Here is a 16,232-nt window from a genome sequence, read left to right as displayed (position 1 = left end):
TCCCGGAGGGAAAGGCCAACCGGCCGGAGCAACCTTACCGAAGCTTAACTTCCCTTCCTTGTTTTACCCGACTTGCCGCAGTTAGATGGCGCCTTTCTCCCGACACCCTGGAGTCTCCGGTGTTCCGTTCCTTTTTCCCCGAACCCAAGCTGTTCTTTTCCGCCGCCCTTGGCTGGACGGCGCTGTGCATCCTCGCCTGGTTCACCATTGGCCCCGCGCTGGAGAGCGTTCTCAGTCTCGCCCCCCTGCTCGCCCAGGTGCCCACCGAGGCCGATCCTGAACCGTTCCTGACGGCCGACAAGGTCTGGCTCTACCAATACGTGCTGATGTCGGGCTATCTGTTCTGCATTCCCTGGTATTGGATCGGCAACAATCGCCGCTGGTTCTGGTGGTCGGTCGTGGGCAGCGTCACCATCGTCGAGGTGGTGTTCTTCGACGTGCAGGCCAGCGCTTGGATGAATGCCTGGTACGGCGAGTTCTACAACATGTTCCAGGGCGCGTTGCAGAATCCGGGCAGCGTGTCGCTCGAAACCATCTATGGCGAGCTCGCGACGGTCCTGGTGGTCCTGCTGCCCCGCATCGCCATTCTGGTGCTCAACGCCTTCTTCATCGCCCACTACCTGTTCCGCTGGCGGCGGGCGATGACCTTCTTCTACATGACCCACTGGCCCCGCATGCGGGGCATCGAAGGCGCCTCCCAGCGTATCCAGGAAGATACCCAGCGCTTCGCCAATATCGTCGAGGGGCTGGCAGTCTCGCTGGTCAGCTCGATCATGACCCTGCTGGTCTTCCTGCCGCTGCTGTGGAACCTGTCGCAGAACATCACCGAATTGCCGCTGATCGGCCCGGTGAACGGCAGCCTTGTCTGGGTGGCGCTGATGTCGGCCATGGCCGGTACGGTGCTGCTCGGCCTCGTCGGCATCAAGCTGCCCGGGCTGGAATTCCAGAACCAGCGTGTCGAGGCCGCCTTCCGCAAGGAACTGGTCTATGGCGAGGATCACCACGACCGCGCCCGGCCCCTCAGCACCAAGGAATTCTTCCTCGGCGTGCAGCGCAATTATTTCCGCCTCTATGGGCACTATCTCTATTTCAACGTCGCCCGCTACGTCTATCTGCAGGGCGCCAATTTCGTGCCGCTGATCGCCATGTCGCCCTCGATAGCGGCGGGCGCCCTGACCTTCGGCCTGTTCCAGCAGGTCAGCAACGCCTTCGATCAAGTCGATGGCTCGTTCCGCTTCCTCGCCAATTCCTGGACCACGATCATCTCGCTGATTTCGGTCTATAAGCGCCTGCGCACCTTCGAGGCGAACATTCCGCCGGGCGCCATCTCCGGCGTCGACTATGACGATCCGCGCTATGTGGCGACCGACGCCGAATTCGAGCCATTGCCCACCGATAGCGACGATGGCAGGGAGGGCGTGCCGGCGGGGCTGTGATCGGCAAGCTGGCAAACACAAAAAAGGGCCGCTCGAAAGAGCGGCCCTTTGCAATTCGGCAGGTCGTTCGCTTAACGCGAATAGAATTCCACGACCAGGTTCGGCTCCATCTGCACCGGATAGGGCACGTCCGACAGGGCAGGAACGCGGGTATAGGTCGCGGTCTGCTTGCCGTGATCGACTTCCACATAATCCGGAACGTCGCGCTCGGCGAGCTGGTTGGCTTCCAGAACGATGGTGAGCTGCTTGGAGCGCTCGCGCACTTCGATCTTGTCGCCCACCTTGACCTGGTAGGACGGGATATTGACGCGCTTGCCGTTGACCAGCACATGGCCGTGCGACACGAACTGGCGGGCGGCGAAGACGGTGGGCACGAACTTGGCGCGATAGACGATGGCGTCCAGGCGGCTTTCGAGCAGGCCGATCAGGTTCTCGCCGGTATCGCCCTTGCGGCGGTTGGCTTCGTCATAAAGGCGGCGGAAGCTCTTTTCGGTGATCGAGCCGTAATAGCCCTTGAGCTTCTGCTTGGCACGCAGCTGCAGGCCGTAGTCGCTCAGCTTGCCCTTGCGGCGCTGGCCGTGCTGGCCGGGGCCATAGGCACGGGCATTGAGCGGGGACTTCGGACGGCCCCAGATATTTTCGCCCAGGCGGCGATCGATCTTGTACTTGGCGGTATGACGCTTCGACATCGCGTATCCTTCTGAATAAGAACCTGGCCCCGAAAAGTCTCGGACTTGTCGGATAGCCATGCACTTGTTGACATGGATCGCGCCCTCCTCTGCCCTTCTTGCGAAAGGCCGACAGACTCCCAACAGAGAATCCCGGGTGCGCCTATGGGCCGGGTAGGCCGGAATAGGTGGGCGCGTCTTAGAGGGCCGGGCGGGCCGAGTCAAGTATTCCGGAGGATTTCCGGCGTGTCAGGCCATGCGCCTGTCGATATGCCGCTGCTCGCGCAATTGCGGAAAAAGGCGACTCCACAACACCGCGATGGCCATGGCACCGAAGCCGCCGATAACCACCGCCGGCACCGGCCCGAGGAAATGCGCCACCGTGCCGGCGCGGAATTCCCCCAGTTCGTTGGAGGCGCCCACGAAAACCGAGTTGACCGCATTGACGCGGCCGCGCACCTCCTCGGGCGTCCACAACTGCATGATGGTCTCCCGGATCGTGACGCTGACCATGTCCGAGGCCCCTACCAGCACCAGCGCCGGAATGGAGAGCCAGACCGTGGTGGAAAAGCCAAAAACCACGGTGAACGCACCGAACAGCCCCACGAAGAGAAACAGCACCTTGCCCGCGTGATCCCTGATGGGGAAGCGGGTCAGGTAGAGCGCCATGAAGATCGCGCCCACGCCTGGCGCCGCGCGCAACAGGCCCAGCTCCAGGGGGCCGGCATGCAGGATGTCCTTGGTGTAGACCGGCAGCAAAGCCACCGCGCCGCCCATCAGCACCGCGAACATGTCGAGGGAGATGGCGCCCAACACCACCCTGTTGGAGAAGATGTAGCGGAAACCGCCGAAAATGGTCTCGAGGCTTCTCGCCTGATGCGATTCGCGCCGGGCCGGGCGTGGGATCAGCAGCACGGTCGCCATCGCCAGCAGCAGCAACACTCCGCTGGTGCCGAACGCGAAGCTGGGGGAGACGCCATAGAGCAGGCCGCCGGCCGCCGGACCGGTGATCGAGGCGAACTGCCAGGCCGAGGCATTGATGGTGATGGCGTTGGACAGCGCCTCGGGCGGCACCAGGTTGGGCGCCAGGGATTGCGCCGCCGGCCCCCAGAAGGCGCGCGCAATGCCCAGCCCCACCAGGATGACGAAAATGGGCCAGACCTCATGCGCCTCGACATTGACCAGCGCGAGGAAACCCAGCGCGCAGAACAATTCGATCACGAGGCAGACCGCCATGATGCCGCGACGGTTGAAGCGGTCGGCGGTGAGGCCGGTGACCAGGATGAGCAGCAGCGCCGGCAGGAACAGGCACAGCCCCACCAGCCCCAGAAGGAAGGCATTGCCGGTGACGTCGTAGATCTGCCAGGCGATGGAGACCGACATGACCTGCACCGCGAAGCTGACCAGCAGCGTCGTCAGCCAGAAGAAGCGGAAACCGACATAGGTGAAGGCTAGCTTGGAGGATTCGGCCGGCGCGTGGGTGCTCATGCGGGAGCCATGGCATTTCGCCGATGAATGGTCAGAGGCGGAAATTCTTCCTGCGGCACGGCGCGCTACTCCTTCGCCGGCTCGCTCCCGGCCGGCTTCATCCGGTTCGGATTGGGGCGCTCGTGCCGCCGGTCGATGGAGGAGATCACTCCGCGCAGGGTCCGCACCTCCTGGCTGGTGAAGCGACCGCGCGTCAGCGCCGTGCGCAGGTTGTTGACCATGCTGGGGCGCTTGTCGGGCGTGGTGAAGAAGCCGGTCTGGTCGAGCACGCCTTCGAGATGCTCGAAAAGGCCCACCAGTTCCTGGCGCGGCGCGGCCTCGTCGAGCCCGCCGCCGAAGGGCAACGCCCGGCCCGCTTCGCTCTGCCGCCGCCATTCATAGGCCATCAGCAGCACCGCCTGGGCGATGTTGAGCGAGGCGAAGGCGGGCTCCACCGGCAGCGTGACGATGGCGTCCGCCATGGCCACTTCATCGTTGAGCAGGCCCCAGCGCTCGCGGCCGAACAGCAGGCCGGCGCCCTTGCCTCCTGCGATATGGGCGGCCATGGCCGCCGATGCCTCCTCGGGGCCGAGCACTTCCTTCTGCATGTCGCGGGAGCGGGCGGTGGTGGCATAGACGAGCGCCAGGTCGGCTACGGCCTCCTCCAGGGTCTCGAAAACGCGAACCCGTTCGAGGACGTGATCGGCGCGGGAAGCGGCGGCGATCGCCTTCTCGTTGGGCCAGCCATCGCGTGGCCGCACCAGCCGCAGGTCCCAAAGGCCGAAATTGGCCATGGCGCGGGCCGCGGCGCCGATATTCTCCCCCAGTTGCGGCTCGCATAGGATGATCGCCGGCGTCGGAGCCAGGACCAGGGGGAGGGAACTATCGGTGCCTGCCATGTGCCGCCATCCTGAAAACTGGCGGCGGCATAACGCAATTCGGATCGTCGGGCAATTCAGGCGACGCGTTCCCGCCGCGGCAGGTCCAGCACGGTGCCGCTCGGCCGCCACTCCCGGTCGAGCATGGCGAAATGCAGTTCCTCGTCCCATTCGCCCTGGAACAGGGCATGTTCACGGTAATGCGCCTCGATCCGCATTCCCAGCGTCTGCATCAGCTTGGCGGAATGGCGGCTGCGTCCGTCGCATCGCACCATTAGTCGATGAATGTGATAGTGGTCGAAGGCAATGCCGAAAAGGGCCCTCAGCGCTTCCGACAGATACCCTCTGCCGCTGAAGGTCGGATCGATGACGAACCGTACCTCGCCCTGCCCTGCCGTTGCGTCCGACCATCTCAGGCTTACATGGCCGATCAGCATCCCGTCGGCCTTGCGCACCATGGCCAGCGTCAGCCTGTCGCCGGGCCGGTGCAGTTCCAGTTGCTTGCGCATCACGGCGAGGGACGACGCTACGTCCTCGACGTAACGGGCCGGCCGCTCAACATAGCGTTGAACCGAAGGCAGGGTGAGGTAGCGGGCCACGGCGTCCAGATCGCCATTTTCGAAGGGCCGCAAGCGCAGCGTGCTGGTTTCTACGGGCAGGCGCAAAGACGACATGGTTCCATTCCCTCCGCAGGCGGTGCAAGAAGCCCTGTGACGAGAACGCCCCCTGCCGGACCAAGTTCCTGCCCCGGCGAGGAAAATCTTACCTGGGCAGCGCGCTTACACGGCTCGGCCCGAGGGCGCGGGATGGGACCTGGCCGCCCACTCCCGGTTCAAAATGGCATAGTGGAACTCTTCGTCCCATTGCCCCTTGAGCAAGGCGTGCTCGCGAAAATGCGCCTCCCGCCGCATGCCCAGCCGCTCCATCAGCCGCCAGGAGGGCTCGTTGCGGACGGCACAGCGGGCAAAGACGCGATGCAGGCCCGCCTCACGGAAGGCGAGGTCGAGCATGGCCACCGCCGCCTCACAGGCATAGCCGCGGTGCTGATATTCAGGATGAAAGATCCAGCCGATCTCCCCCTGCCGCGCCTCGACCGAGCGGCAGATCAGCGACACCTCGCCCGCCAGCGCGTATCTCTCCTGCGTCTCGACCGCGAGGATGATCCGATCGTCCTCCTCGGCCAGCGACAATTGTGTCGTGCGCTGCTGGATGGCCAGGGCGCATTCCTCGCGGCTGAGCGGCGGGTCGAACAGATAGCGCGCCACGTCCTCGCGGCCCCGATAGGCGAAGACGGCATCGACATCGCCCCGCGTGAACGGGCGCAGCCGCAGGCGTTCGGTCAGCAATGGATAGTCGGGATGCAGCGCCATCGCGCGGCACTTTTGCCGCTCTGCCCGGCAAAGGCAAGCCGCCCATCCGCGCACGGTCTCGCCAGAGAAGCGCCCACCCGGAACCGGCATGGCCCCATGCCGAGCACATCTTTGCGCTTTGCGCCCGGAATGCTATAGGGGCGCCCGAAATGGCCACGGGCCGGTATCCGCTTTCAGGGAGTTTTCATATGAGCAAGATCAAGGTCGCCAATCCGGTCGTGGATCTCGACGGCGATGAGATGACCCGCATCATCTGGCAGGCGATCAAGGACAAGCTCATCCATCCCTATCTCGATCTGCCGATCGAATATTACGATCTTTCCGTGGAAAATCGCGACGCCACCGACGACCAGGTGACCGTGGATTCGGCCAATGCCATCAAGAAGCACGGCGTCGGCATCAAATGCGCCACCATCACCCCCGACGAGGCACGCGTCGAGGAATTCGGCCTCAAGAAGATGTGGAAGTCGCCCAACGGCACCATCCGCAACATCCTGGGCGGCGTGATCTTCCGCGAGCCGATCATCTGCAAGAACGTGCCGCGCCTGGTGCCCGGCTGGACCCAGCCGATCATCGTGGGCCGCCACGCCTTTGGCGACCAGTATCGCGCCACCGACTTCAAGTTCCCCGGCAAGGGCAAGCTGACGATGAAATTCGTCGGCGAAGACGGCACCGTGATCGAGCATGACGTGTTCGACGCCCCCTCCGCCGGCATCGCCATGGGCATGTACAACCTCGATGATTCCATCACCGACTTTGCCCGCGCCTCCATGAACTACGCCCTCAACCGCGGCGTGCCCTGCTATCTCTCGACCAAGAACACCATTCTCAAGGTCTATGACGGGCGCTTCAAGGACATCTTCCAGGAAATCTACGAGGCCGAGTTCAAGGAGAAGTTCGAAGCCAAGAAGATCTGGTACGAGCATCGCCTGATCGACGACATGGTGGCGTCCGCCCTGAAGTGGTCCGGCGGCTATGTCTGGGCCTGCAAGAACTATGACGGCGACGTGCAGTCCGACACCGTCGCCCAGGGCTTCGGCTCGCTGGGCCTGATGACCTCGGTGCTGATGACGCCCGATGGCAAGATCGTGGAAGCCGAGGCCGCCCACGGCACCGTGACCCGCCACTATCGTCAGCACCAGCAGGGCAAGGAAACCTCGACCAATTCCACCGCCTCGATCTTCGCCTGGACCCGTGGCCTCGCCCACCGCGCCAAGCTCGACAACAACGAGGAACTGGCGAAGTTCGCCGCCACCCTCGAAAAGGTCACGGTCGATACTATCGAGGAAGGCAAGATGACCAAGGACCTGGCGCTGCTGGTCGGTCCCGAACAGCCCTGGCTCACCACCATGGGCTTCCTCGACGCCATCGACCAGAACCTCCAGCACGCCATGGCGTAACGCCTCGGAACCCGAGCGTGACAAGGGCCGGACCAACGTCCGGCCCTTTTTCGTAATCTGGCATCGGAGGTCCCGATGAAACGTCGCTATCTGGCTGGTGCCGCCATTCTGGCGGCGGTGGCCGCAGGCTATCTCTACAATGCCGGCTGGCGCGTGGCACCGCCCGAGAACGGCGAGTTGCGCCTGATCGCCCATCGCGGCGTGCACCAGACCTTCCATCGGGACGAACTCGCCAGCGACACCTGCACCGCCGAACGGATCGATCCGCCGCGCCACGGCCTGCTGGAAAATACTATCCCCTCCATGCAGGCTGCCTTTGCCTCGGGCGCCGACATCGTGGAACTCGATGTCCACCCCACGACGGACGGGCAATTTGCGGTTATGCACGACTGGAGCGTGGATTGCCGTACCGAAGGCACGGGCGAGACGCGCGCTCATACCATGGCGCAATTGCGCGCGCTCGATATCGGCCATGGCTATACCGCCGATGGTGGCCGCACCTACCCCTTCCGGGGCACGCGCATTGGAGGCATGCCCGAACTCCGGGAGGTGCTGTCCGCCATGCCCGCTGGAAAATTCCTGATCAATTTCAAGAGCCGGGAGGCTAGAGAGGGCGATATGCTGGCCGATCTCGTCTCCGCCAATCCGCAATGGCGACCGGCCGTGTGGGGCGCCTATGGCGGCGACGAGCCGACCTTTCGTGCCGCCGCGCGGATCGATGGCCTCAATGTCTGGTCGCGGCGCGGGCTGATCGATTGCGTGGTGCAATATATGGCCCTGGGCTGGACCGGCTGGGTGCCGGACCCCTGCCGCGACACCAAGGTGATGATCCCGATCAATATCGCTCCCTGGCTCTGGGGCTGGCCGAACCTGTTGCAGGCGCGGCTGGCCGAGGCGGGCAGCCAGATCATCCTGCTCGGCCCCTATGGCGCTGGCGATCCGGGCACGGCGGGCATCGACGACCTGGGCGCTCTTGCCCGGATTCCCGAGGGTTTCGACGGATATGTCTGGACCAACCGCATCGAGGTGATCGGCCCGGCGCTGAAAGGGCTGGAGCCGCCACAAATCCCCGATGCGCCTGGATGACGGCCCGGAAATTTACTGTATGGTGATGGGGTTTCTCGAATCTCCCCGCCATTGCTTTTTCTGGGTATTACGGTGCCTGTCGGCGTCATTCTGGCCTTCCTGGCCTATGTCAGCTTTTCCATCTCGGATGCGTTGATCAAGGCCACCGGCCCGTCTATGTCGGTGTTCGAGATCGCCTTTTTCACCACCAGCTTCTCCATCATCCCGGTGATGCTGACCAAGCGGGGCGAGCGTTTCCGCGACATGTACAAGCTGCACCACCCCTGGCTGGTGCATCTGCGCTGCGCCACCTCCATCACCGGCACGGCCTGCGTGATGTACGCATTTACCCATATCGCCTTCGCCGACGTCTATGCCATCGGCTTCACCACGCCGATTTTCGTCACCCTGCTCTCGGTGCTGTTCCTCAAGGAGCACGTGACGCCGCAGCGCTGGCTGTTGCTGAGCCTGTGCTTTCTGGGGGTGGTGCTGGTGATCCGGCCGGGCCTGCGCGAAATCGAGACCGGGCATCTGGTGATGATGATCGGCGCGACCGCCGGAGCGGTCACCACCATCGTCCTGCGCCATGTGGCGCCCCGGGAAAGACGGGTGAGCCTGATCGGCATCCAGGTGATTTATTCGGCCATTATCAATGGCTTGCTGATGATTCCCGGCTTCGTCATGCCGACGCTGGAGCAGTTCGCGGTGTTCCTCGCCATCGGCCTGCTGGGCGGCTTCGGCGGGCTGCTGCTGATCGCCGCCACCAAGCGCACCCCGGCCAATCTGGTGGCGCCGGTGCAATATAGCCAACTGATCTGGGCCATCCTGTTCGGCGCCCTGTTCTTCGGCGAAATTCCCGACTGGATCGCCGTTGTCGGCATGCTGATCGTGGTGATCAGCGGGCTCCTGAACGTGCTGAGCGACCGCAAGCCGATCCGCTGGAAGCCGCGTCTGTTCTTTTTCCGCATCGGCATGTAACGCCAGCACATCGTTAGCGTTGCGCACCGCATGGCGGCGCGCCCCAGTCACGATATGCCGCTCCGATGCGGCTCCGGCCCCGATATCAGATCAGGGCGCGGATCGCCGCCAGCGCCTCTTCGGCCCGCGCCCCGTCCGGGCCGCCCGCCTGCGCCATGTCGGGACGACCGCCGCCGCCCTGCCCGCCCAGCGCCGCCGCGCCGGCCCGCACCAGATCGACGGCCGAATAGCGGCCCACCAGATCCTCGGTGACGCCGATGGCGACGCCGGCCTTGCCGTCGTCGGCCCGGCCGATGATGGCGACGATTCCCGAGCCGATCTGCTTCTTGGTCTGATCGACCAGCCCGCGCAGATCCCGGGGCTGCAGCCCCTCGACCACGCGGCCGGCGAAGGTGACGCCGTTGACGGCCTCGCTGCCATCGCCGCTTCCCGCCGCGGCGCCGCCGCCCATGGCCAGCTTCTGGCGCGCCTCGACCAGGGCCCGCTCGGCCTTCTTGAGCTGGTCCTGCAAGGCCTCGATGCGCTCGAGCACGTCATGCGGCCCGGCGCGCAACAGGCTCGCCGCGGAAGCGACGATAGCGGTGCCGGCATTGCCGCGATGGCGGGCGGCATTGCCGGTCAGCGCCTCGATGCGGCGCACGCCGGCGGCGACGGCACCTTCGGAGACGACCGAGACCAGGCCGATATCGCCGGTGCGGCGCACATGGGTGCCCCCGCACAGCTCCACCGACCAGCCCAGGCCATTGCCCGTGGGCGCGCCCATGGAGACGACGCGGACCTCGTCGCCGTATTTCTCGCCGAACAGCGCCCGCGCCCCGGCCTCCTTGGCCTCCTCGACGCCCATCAGCCGGGTCTCGACGGGAGCGTTCTGCAGCACGATGGCATTGGCGATGTCCTCGACCTCGGCCAGTTCCTGCGGGGTCATGGGCTTGGTATGGACGAAATCGAAGCGCAGGCGATCCGGCGACACCAGCGAGCCCTTCTGGGCGACGTGGTCGCCCAGGACGAGGCGCAGCGCCTCGTGCAGCAAATGGGTGGCCGAGTGATTGGCGCGAATGGCGGAGCGCCGGGCATGGTCGACCGCCAGCTCCACCGCCTGCCCGACGCGCAACGTCCCCTCGGCGACCTTGACCCGGTGGGCGAAGATGCCGTGATGCCTGCCGGTATCGAGAACTTCGGCGGCGGCGTCCTCGGCGCGGATGGCGCCGGCATCGCCCACCTGCCCGCCGCTCTCGCCATAGAACGGGGTCTGGTTGACGACGACGATGCCCTCCTCGCCGGCTTTAATCGATTGCACCTCGACGCCATCGACCAGCAGCGCGCGGATCTCGCCCTCGGCGGTCTCGGTTTCGTAGCCGAGGAACTCGGTGGGGCCGAGCCGGTCGGCCAGGCCGAACCAGACCGAATCGGTAGCCGCCTCGCCCGAGCCGGCCCAGCTCCGGCGCGCCTCGGCCTTCTGCTGGGCCATGGCGGCATCGAAGCCGGCCTGGTCGACGCCGATATTGCGCGCGCGCAGCGCATCCTGGGTCAGGTCGAGCGGGAAGCCATAGGTGTCGTAAAGCTTGAAGGCGGTGGCGCCGTCCAGCGTCGCCCCCTCGCCCAGCCCGGCCGTTTCGGCTTCGAGAATCTGCAGGCCCCGGCCCAGGGTTTTGAGGAAACGCCCCTCCTCGAGGCGCACGGTCTCGGCGATCATCGCCTCGCCCCGCACCAGCTCGGGATAGGCCTGCCCCATTTCGCGCACCAGAGCGGGCACCAGCCTGTGGATCACCGGCTCCTCGGCGCCCAGCAGGGTGGCATGGCGCATGGCGCGGCGCATGATGCGGCGCAGCACGTAGCCGCGCCCCTCATTGGAGGGCAAGACACCCTCGGCGATGAGGAAGCTCATGGACCGCAAATGGTCGGCGATGACGCGCAGGCTGCGATTGCCGGGCCCGTCCACCTCGGCATTGGTGGCATTGGCCGCCGCCGCGATCAGCGCCTTGAACAGGTCGATATCGTAATTGTCGTGCACGCCCTGCATGACGGCGGCGATGCGCTCCAGCCCCATGCCGGTATCGATGGAGGGGTGAGGCAGGCCGGAGCGGGAGCCATCGGCCTGCTGCTCGAACTGCATGAACACCAGGTTCCAGATCTCGATCCAGCGGTCGCCGTCTTCCTCGGGCGAGCCGGGAGGGCCGCCCCAGATCTTGTCGCCGTGATCGTAGAAGATTTCCGAGCACGGCCCGCATGGCCCGGTATCGCCCATCTGCCAGAAATTGGACTCGGCGCCCAGGCGCACGATGCGGTCCTCGGAAAGGCCCGCGATCTTCTTCCACAGCCCGAACGCCTCGTCGTCATCCTCATAGACGGTGACCATGAGCTTGTCGCGCGGCAGGCCCCAATCCCTGGTGAGCAGGGTCCAGGCCAATTCGATGGCACGGTCCTTGAAATAGTCGCCGAAGGAGAAATTCCCCAGCATCTCGAAGAAGGTGTGGTGGCGTGCGGTGAACCCCACATTGTCGAGGTCGTTGTGCTTGCCCCCCGCCCGCACGCATTTCTGCGCCGTGGTGGCGGTGGAATAGGGGCGCTTTTCGACGCCGGTGAAGACGTTCTTGAACTGCACCATGCCGGCATTGGTGAACATCAGCGTCGGATCGTTGCGCGGCACGAGCGGGCTGGATGCCACTTCCTCGTGGCCGTTGCGGGCGAAGTAACCGACAAAGCTCGAGCGAAGATCGTTTACGCTGGTCATTCAAAGGCTTTCATGGCGGAGCGGGCGCGGACGCGCCCCTTGACGGAAAACGGGGCTTTTTATCGTGAGGGGGTCGCGCCTGTCCAGCACCGGGTGATCCGCGGTCCATGCAATGCCGGCGGAAGGCTGGATTGCCCGGTGAACCGGGCAATGATGGGTGGAGAGATGGCGAAAGCGGGGAGATGGCGGGGCTATCAGATCGTTCCACGTCCTGCTTCAGGCTCTCTCCGCCTGCGGTGTCATTCCCGCGTCAGCGGGAATCTTCGTTTCTTTTCCGGCAGCCGAACAGGGATTCCCGCTTTCGCGGGGAATGACACTCCTGGAAAGAGGCGGGTTCTGGAAGGTAGGTGCCCCCATGAAAAACCCCCGCCGGAGCGGGGGTGGGGTGCATGGGACCGGGAGGGCGGCTTATTCCTCGGCTTCGCCCTCGCCGCCTTCGACCAGCAGCACTTCGCCCAGCAGGCCCGAGCTTTCGCGCACGCCCTGCTCGATGGTGTTGGCGATCTCGGGATTGTCCTTGAGGAACTGGCGGGCGTTCTCGCGGCCCTGGCCGAGCCGCTGGCTGTCCCAGGAGAACCAGGAGCCGGACTTCTCGACGATGCCGGACTTGACGCCCAGATCGAGCAGTTCGCCGGTCTTGGAGATGCCTTCGCCATACATGATGTCGAACTCGACCTGGCGGAAGGGCGGGGCCAGCTTGTTCTTGACCACTTTCACCCGGGTCTGGTTGCCCACGACCTCCTCGCGGTCCTTGAGGGCGCCGATGCGGCGGATGTCGAGGCGGACCGAGGCATAGAATTTGAGCGCATTGCCGCCCGTGGTGGTTTCGGGCGAGCCATACATGACGCCGATCTTCATGCGGATCTGGTTGATGAAGATGACCAGGCACTTGGACTTGGAGATGGAGGAGGTCAGCTTGCGCATGGCCTGGCTCATGAGGCGCGCCTGCTGGCCCGGCAGGCTGTCGCCCATTTCACCTTCGAGTTCGGCGCGCGGGGTGAGCGCGGCGACCGAATCGACCACCAGCACGTCGATGGCGCCGGAGCGCACCAGCGTATCGGTGATTTCCAGCGCCTGCTCGCCGGTATCGGGCTGGGAGATGAGCAGGTCGTCGACATTGACGCCCAGCTTGCGGGCATAGACCGGATCGAGCGCATGCTCGGCATCGACAAAGGCGCAGATGCCGCCCTTGCGCTGCGCCTCGGCCACCACATGCAGCGCCAGCGTGGTCTTGCCCGAGCTTTCCGGCCCGAAAATCTCGACGATGCGGCCCTTGGGCAGGCCGCCAATGCCCAGGGCGATGTCGAGCCCCAGCGAGCCTGTCGAGATCGCCTCGACCTCGATGGCCGAGTTCTCGCCCAGGCGCATGATCGAGCCCTTGCCGAAATTCCGCTCGATCTGGCTCAGCGCCGCGGCCAGAGCCTTGTCCTTATCCATCGATCCACCCTCAACGACGCGAAGCGGCGAAGCTGCCATGATGCTGGTCTCCTTATTTCACGCTCTCGGAACTCGCGCAACGAGAGGGCTGTCCTGTCCGATGTGCAATATTCGTAGTGCATTTGTTCTCATTTTGTTTCACCCACGTCAAGGGACAAAATGAGAACATCGGCAATGAGGCGGAACAGGGAGGGCAAAGAGATTCGGCCCGATGCGCTGCCGCGCCGCTTCGCTTCCCCGGCCTAAGCGTAAAAGTATGATTTTTAGCTGGACAGTTCGGGCGGAGTTCCCTTCTATGCCGCAAAATCCAAACGAGGACCGCCCCATGCACCTGATCCAGTATTTCGACGACAAGGGCAACCGCGCCGTGGGCGTGACCCGCAACGGCCAGACCCACCGGGTCGCCGGGGTCGGCACCGTCTATGAACTGGTGACGGGCGCGCTGGAAGGCATTGGCGGGCTCGCCGAGGCGGTCGCGGCACGCGGGCTGGCCGAAGCGGTGGACAAGGCGGCGCTGCTGGCCGAGGGGCGGCTGCTGGCCCCCATCGACCACCCCGATCCGGCGCATCTGCACGTGACCGGCACCGGCCTCACCCATCTGGGCTCGGCGGCGACGCGCGACGCCATGCACAAGGCCGGTGGCGAGCAGTCCGAGGGCGAGCTGACCGACAGCATGAAGATGTTCCGCATGGGCCTCGAGGGCGGCAAGCCGGCGCCCGGGGAAAAGGGCGTACAGCCGGAATGGTTCTACAAGGGCAACGGCCATATCGTGGTGGCGCCCGGCCACCCCATCCCCTCGCCCGGCTTCGCGCTCGATGCGGGCGAGGAGCCCGAGATCGCCGGCATCTACGTCATCGACCGCAACGGCCAGCCGCGCCGGCTGGGCTTCGCGCTGGGCAATGAATTTTCCGACCACGTGACCGAGCGCATCAACTATCTCTTCCTCGCCCATTCCAAGCTGCGCGCCTGCTCGTTCGGCCCGGAACTGCGGGTGGGCGACCTGCCCCGCCATATCGAGGGCACCTCACGCATCCTGCGCGACGGGCAGGTGCTGTGGGAAAAGCCGTTCCTCTCGGGCGAGGACAATATGAGCCACACCATCGCCAATCTCGAATATCATCACTTCAAATACGAGCTGTTCCGCCAGCCCGGCGACGTGCATGTGCACATGTTCGGCACGGCGACGCTGAGCTTCGCCGACGGCATCTCCACGCGGAACGACGATATCTTCGAGATCGAGGAAAGCCAGTTCGGCCTCAAGCTGCGCAACCCCGTGCGGGTCGAGGAGGAAAAGCCGGTGATCGTCAGCGGCCTTTATTGAGGCCGCTTTACTCCCGCCGGCCGGCATGCCAGTTATCCGCCGTCCCGAGGGGAGGATGGCCATGACGCAGCGCAGTTTCGAAACCCGCCGGATCGGCGAGACCAATCTGTCGGTCACCACGCTGGGCCTGGGCGGGGCGAGTCTGGCGGGCAATTTCACCCGCGTGCCCGAGGACCAGGCCCGCGCCACCGTGGCGCATGCGCTCGAGCTGGGCATCACCTATGTCGATACCGCCCCCCAATACGGGCTGGGCCGCTCGGAGCATCTGGTGGGCGAGGTGGTGCGCAATGCCAGCCCGCGCCCGGTGATCTCCACCAAGGTGGGGCGGCTGCTGCGGCCGGTGCCGCCGGAGCGGCAGGACAAGGGCAACTGGGCCGAGCCCCTGCCCTTCAACCAGCATTACGACTATTCCCATGACGGCATCATGCGCTCCTTCGAGGACAGCCTGCAGCGGCTGGGGCTCGACCGGGTCGACATGCTCTATGTGCACGATATCGGCACCGTCACCCACGGCGTCGAGGGCAACCGCCCCTATTGGGCGCAATTGTCCGGCGGCGGCTACCGGGCGCTGCGCCGGCTGCGCGACGAGGGCGTGGTGGGCGCCATCGGGCTGGGCGTCAACGAGTGGGAAGTGCTGATGGACGCCTTCGCGCTGGGCGACTGGGACGTGTTCCTGCTGGCCGGGCGCTATACGCTGCTCGAGCAGACGGCGCTGGCGCCGTTCCTCGCCACCTGCGTGGACAGAAACGCCTCGGTGGTGATCGGCGGCCCCTTCAATTCGGGCATATTGGTGGGCGGCGACACCTTCGACTATGCGCGGGCGCCCGAGGCGGTGGTGCGGCGGGTGCGCGAGATCGGGGCGGTATGCCGCGATTTCGACGTGCCGCTGCCGGCGGCGGCGCTGCAATTCCCGCTCGCCCACAAGGCGGTGTGCAACGTGTTGCCCGGGCCGCGCTCGCCCCAGGAGCTGGACGAGATCCTGGCCTGGTGGGAAACCGACATCCCCCCGGAACTCTGGACCGCCCTGGCCGAAAAGCGCCTCCTCGCCCCCGGCACCCCCATCCCCGGCGGCACGGCTTGACGCCGGCCGAGCGCCGGCCATATGGATAACTATATGGTTTTGTAACTGGAGCGTTTCGCATGACCGATGCGGCGCGGCTCGACGCGATTTTCCACGCCCTTGCCGACCCCACGCGGCGCGCCATCCTGGCGCGGCTGGCCCGGGAGGGCCCGGTGACGGTGATGGAGCTGGCGGCGCCCTTCGCCATGAGCCAGCCCGCCATCTCCAAACATCTCAAAGTGCTGGAAAAAGCCGGGCTGGTATCGCGCGGCCGCGACGCCCAGAAGCGCCCCGTGCACCTGGAGGCGCAATCCCTCGCCGAGGCCGCGCTCTGGCTGGCCGGCTATGAAAAATTCTGGCAGCTCCCCTTCGTCCTGCCGGCGGAACGGGAACTGGCGGAAGGCGATTGAGCGGCCCGGCC

14 protein-coding genes are annotated in these 16,232 nt (G+C 65.3%); 7 read left to right on the top strand and 7 right to left on the bottom strand.

The window, feature by feature from the left end:
• Window positions 1–119: 119 nt before the first annotated feature.
• Window positions 120–1,436: a peptide antibiotic transporter SbmA gene (gene sbmA / locus ACFOOL_RS13155; protein ID WP_380097611.1), complete on the top strand. Its 1,317-nt coding sequence runs from the start codon at window positions 120–122 to the stop codon at window positions 1,434–1,436.
• A gap of 71 nt (window positions 1,437–1,507) precedes the next feature.
• On the opposite strand, the gene rpsD is transcribed toward sbmA, so the two are convergent.
• The 5 genes from rpsD to ACFOOL_RS13130 form a co-directional block, all read right to left on the bottom strand.
• A complete protein-coding gene (rpsD, locus tag ACFOOL_RS13150; RefSeq protein WP_380097610.1) occupies window positions 1,508–2,125 on the bottom strand; it encodes a 30S ribosomal protein S4 in 618 nt (205 codons plus the stop codon).
• Window positions 2,126–2,353: 228 nt separating this feature from the next.
• Complete coding sequence (locus tag ACFOOL_RS13145; protein WP_380097608.1) at window positions 2,354–3,592, bottom strand: MFS transporter; 1,239 nt, start codon at window positions 3,590–3,592, stop codon at window positions 2,354–2,356.
• Window positions 3,593–3,657: 65 nt separating this feature from the next.
• Complete coding sequence (locus ACFOOL_RS13140) at window positions 3,658–4,470, bottom strand: RNA methyltransferase (RefSeq protein WP_380097606.1); 813 nt, start codon at window positions 4,468–4,470, stop codon at window positions 3,658–3,660.
• A 56-nt stretch (window positions 4,471–4,526) separates the two neighbouring features.
• Complete coding sequence (locus ACFOOL_RS13135; protein WP_380097605.1) at window positions 4,527–5,123, bottom strand: GNAT family N-acetyltransferase; 597 nt, start codon at window positions 5,121–5,123, stop codon at window positions 4,527–4,529.
• Window positions 5,124–5,228: 105 nt separating this feature from the next.
• Entirely contained in the window at window positions 5,229–5,819 is a 591-nt protein-coding gene (locus ACFOOL_RS13130) for a GNAT family N-acetyltransferase (protein WP_380097604.1), read from the bottom strand.
• Window positions 5,820–6,007: 188 nt separating this feature from the next.
• On the opposite strand from ACFOOL_RS13130, the gene ACFOOL_RS13125 reads away from it, so the two are divergent.
• The 3 genes from ACFOOL_RS13125 to ACFOOL_RS13115 all read left to right on the top strand — a co-directional run bounded on the left by ACFOOL_RS13125 (window position 6,008) and on the right by ACFOOL_RS13115 (window position 9,262).
• Window positions 6,008–7,219, top strand: coding sequence for an NADP-dependent isocitrate dehydrogenase (locus ACFOOL_RS13125; protein WP_380097602.1), 1,212 nt, complete (start codon window positions 6,008–6,010; stop codon window positions 7,217–7,219).
• Window positions 7,220–7,294: 75 nt separating this feature from the next.
• The gene (locus tag ACFOOL_RS13120) at window positions 7,295–8,305 is read left to right on the top strand and encodes a glycerophosphodiester phosphodiesterase family protein (protein WP_380097601.1); all 1,011 of its coding nucleotides are present in this window, start codon (window positions 7,295–7,297) and stop codon (window positions 8,303–8,305) included.
• 72 nt (window positions 8,306–8,377) lie between these two features.
• Window positions 8,378–9,262 (top strand): DMT family transporter, encoded by an 885-nt coding sequence (locus ACFOOL_RS13115; protein ID WP_380097599.1) that lies wholly within the window; start codon window positions 8,378–8,380, stop codon window positions 9,260–9,262.
• Window positions 9,263–9,347: 85 nt separating this feature from the next.
• On the opposite strand, the gene alaS is transcribed toward ACFOOL_RS13115, so the two are convergent.
• Both alaS and recA read right to left on the bottom strand, forming a co-directional pair.
• The gene (gene alaS / locus ACFOOL_RS13110; RefSeq protein WP_380097598.1) at window positions 9,348–11,993 is read right to left on the bottom strand and encodes an alanine--tRNA ligase; all 2,646 of its coding nucleotides are present in this window, start codon (window positions 11,991–11,993) and stop codon (window positions 9,348–9,350) included.
• 408 nt (window positions 11,994–12,401) lie between these two features.
• Window positions 12,402–13,469, bottom strand: coding sequence for a recombinase RecA (gene recA, locus ACFOOL_RS13105; RefSeq protein WP_380097597.1), 1,068 nt, complete (start codon window positions 13,467–13,469; stop codon window positions 12,402–12,404).
• A gap of 286 nt (window positions 13,470–13,755) precedes the next feature.
• Here recA and araD1 point away from each other — a divergent pair, with 286 nt between their 5' ends.
• The 3 genes from araD1 (at window position 13,756) to ACFOOL_RS13090 (ending at window position 16,221) form a co-directional block, all read left to right on the top strand.
• Window positions 13,756–14,751, top strand: a complete 996-nt coding sequence (gene araD1 / locus ACFOOL_RS13100; RefSeq protein WP_380097636.1) for an AraD1 family protein — start codon at window positions 13,756–13,758, stop codon at window positions 14,749–14,751.
• A gap of 61 nt (window positions 14,752–14,812) precedes the next feature.
• A complete protein-coding gene (locus ACFOOL_RS13095) occupies window positions 14,813–15,832 on the top strand; it encodes an aldo/keto reductase (protein ID WP_380097594.1) in 1,020 nt (339 codons plus the stop codon).
• A gap of 59 nt (window positions 15,833–15,891) precedes the next feature.
• Complete coding sequence (locus ACFOOL_RS13090; RefSeq protein ID WP_380097593.1) at window positions 15,892–16,221, top strand: ArsR/SmtB family transcription factor; 330 nt, start codon at window positions 15,892–15,894, stop codon at window positions 16,219–16,221.
• Window positions 16,222–16,232 lie beyond the last annotated feature (11 nt).

Origin of the sequence: Devosia honganensis, assembly GCF_042648785.1 — a bacterium.
In the GTDB taxonomy this organism is placed as follows: Bacteria; Pseudomonadota; Alphaproteobacteria; order Rhizobiales; family Devosiaceae; genus Devosia; species Devosia honganensis.
The sequence above is the reverse complement of the archived record's forward strand: the minus strand, read 5'-3'. Positions and strand labels throughout refer to the sequence as shown.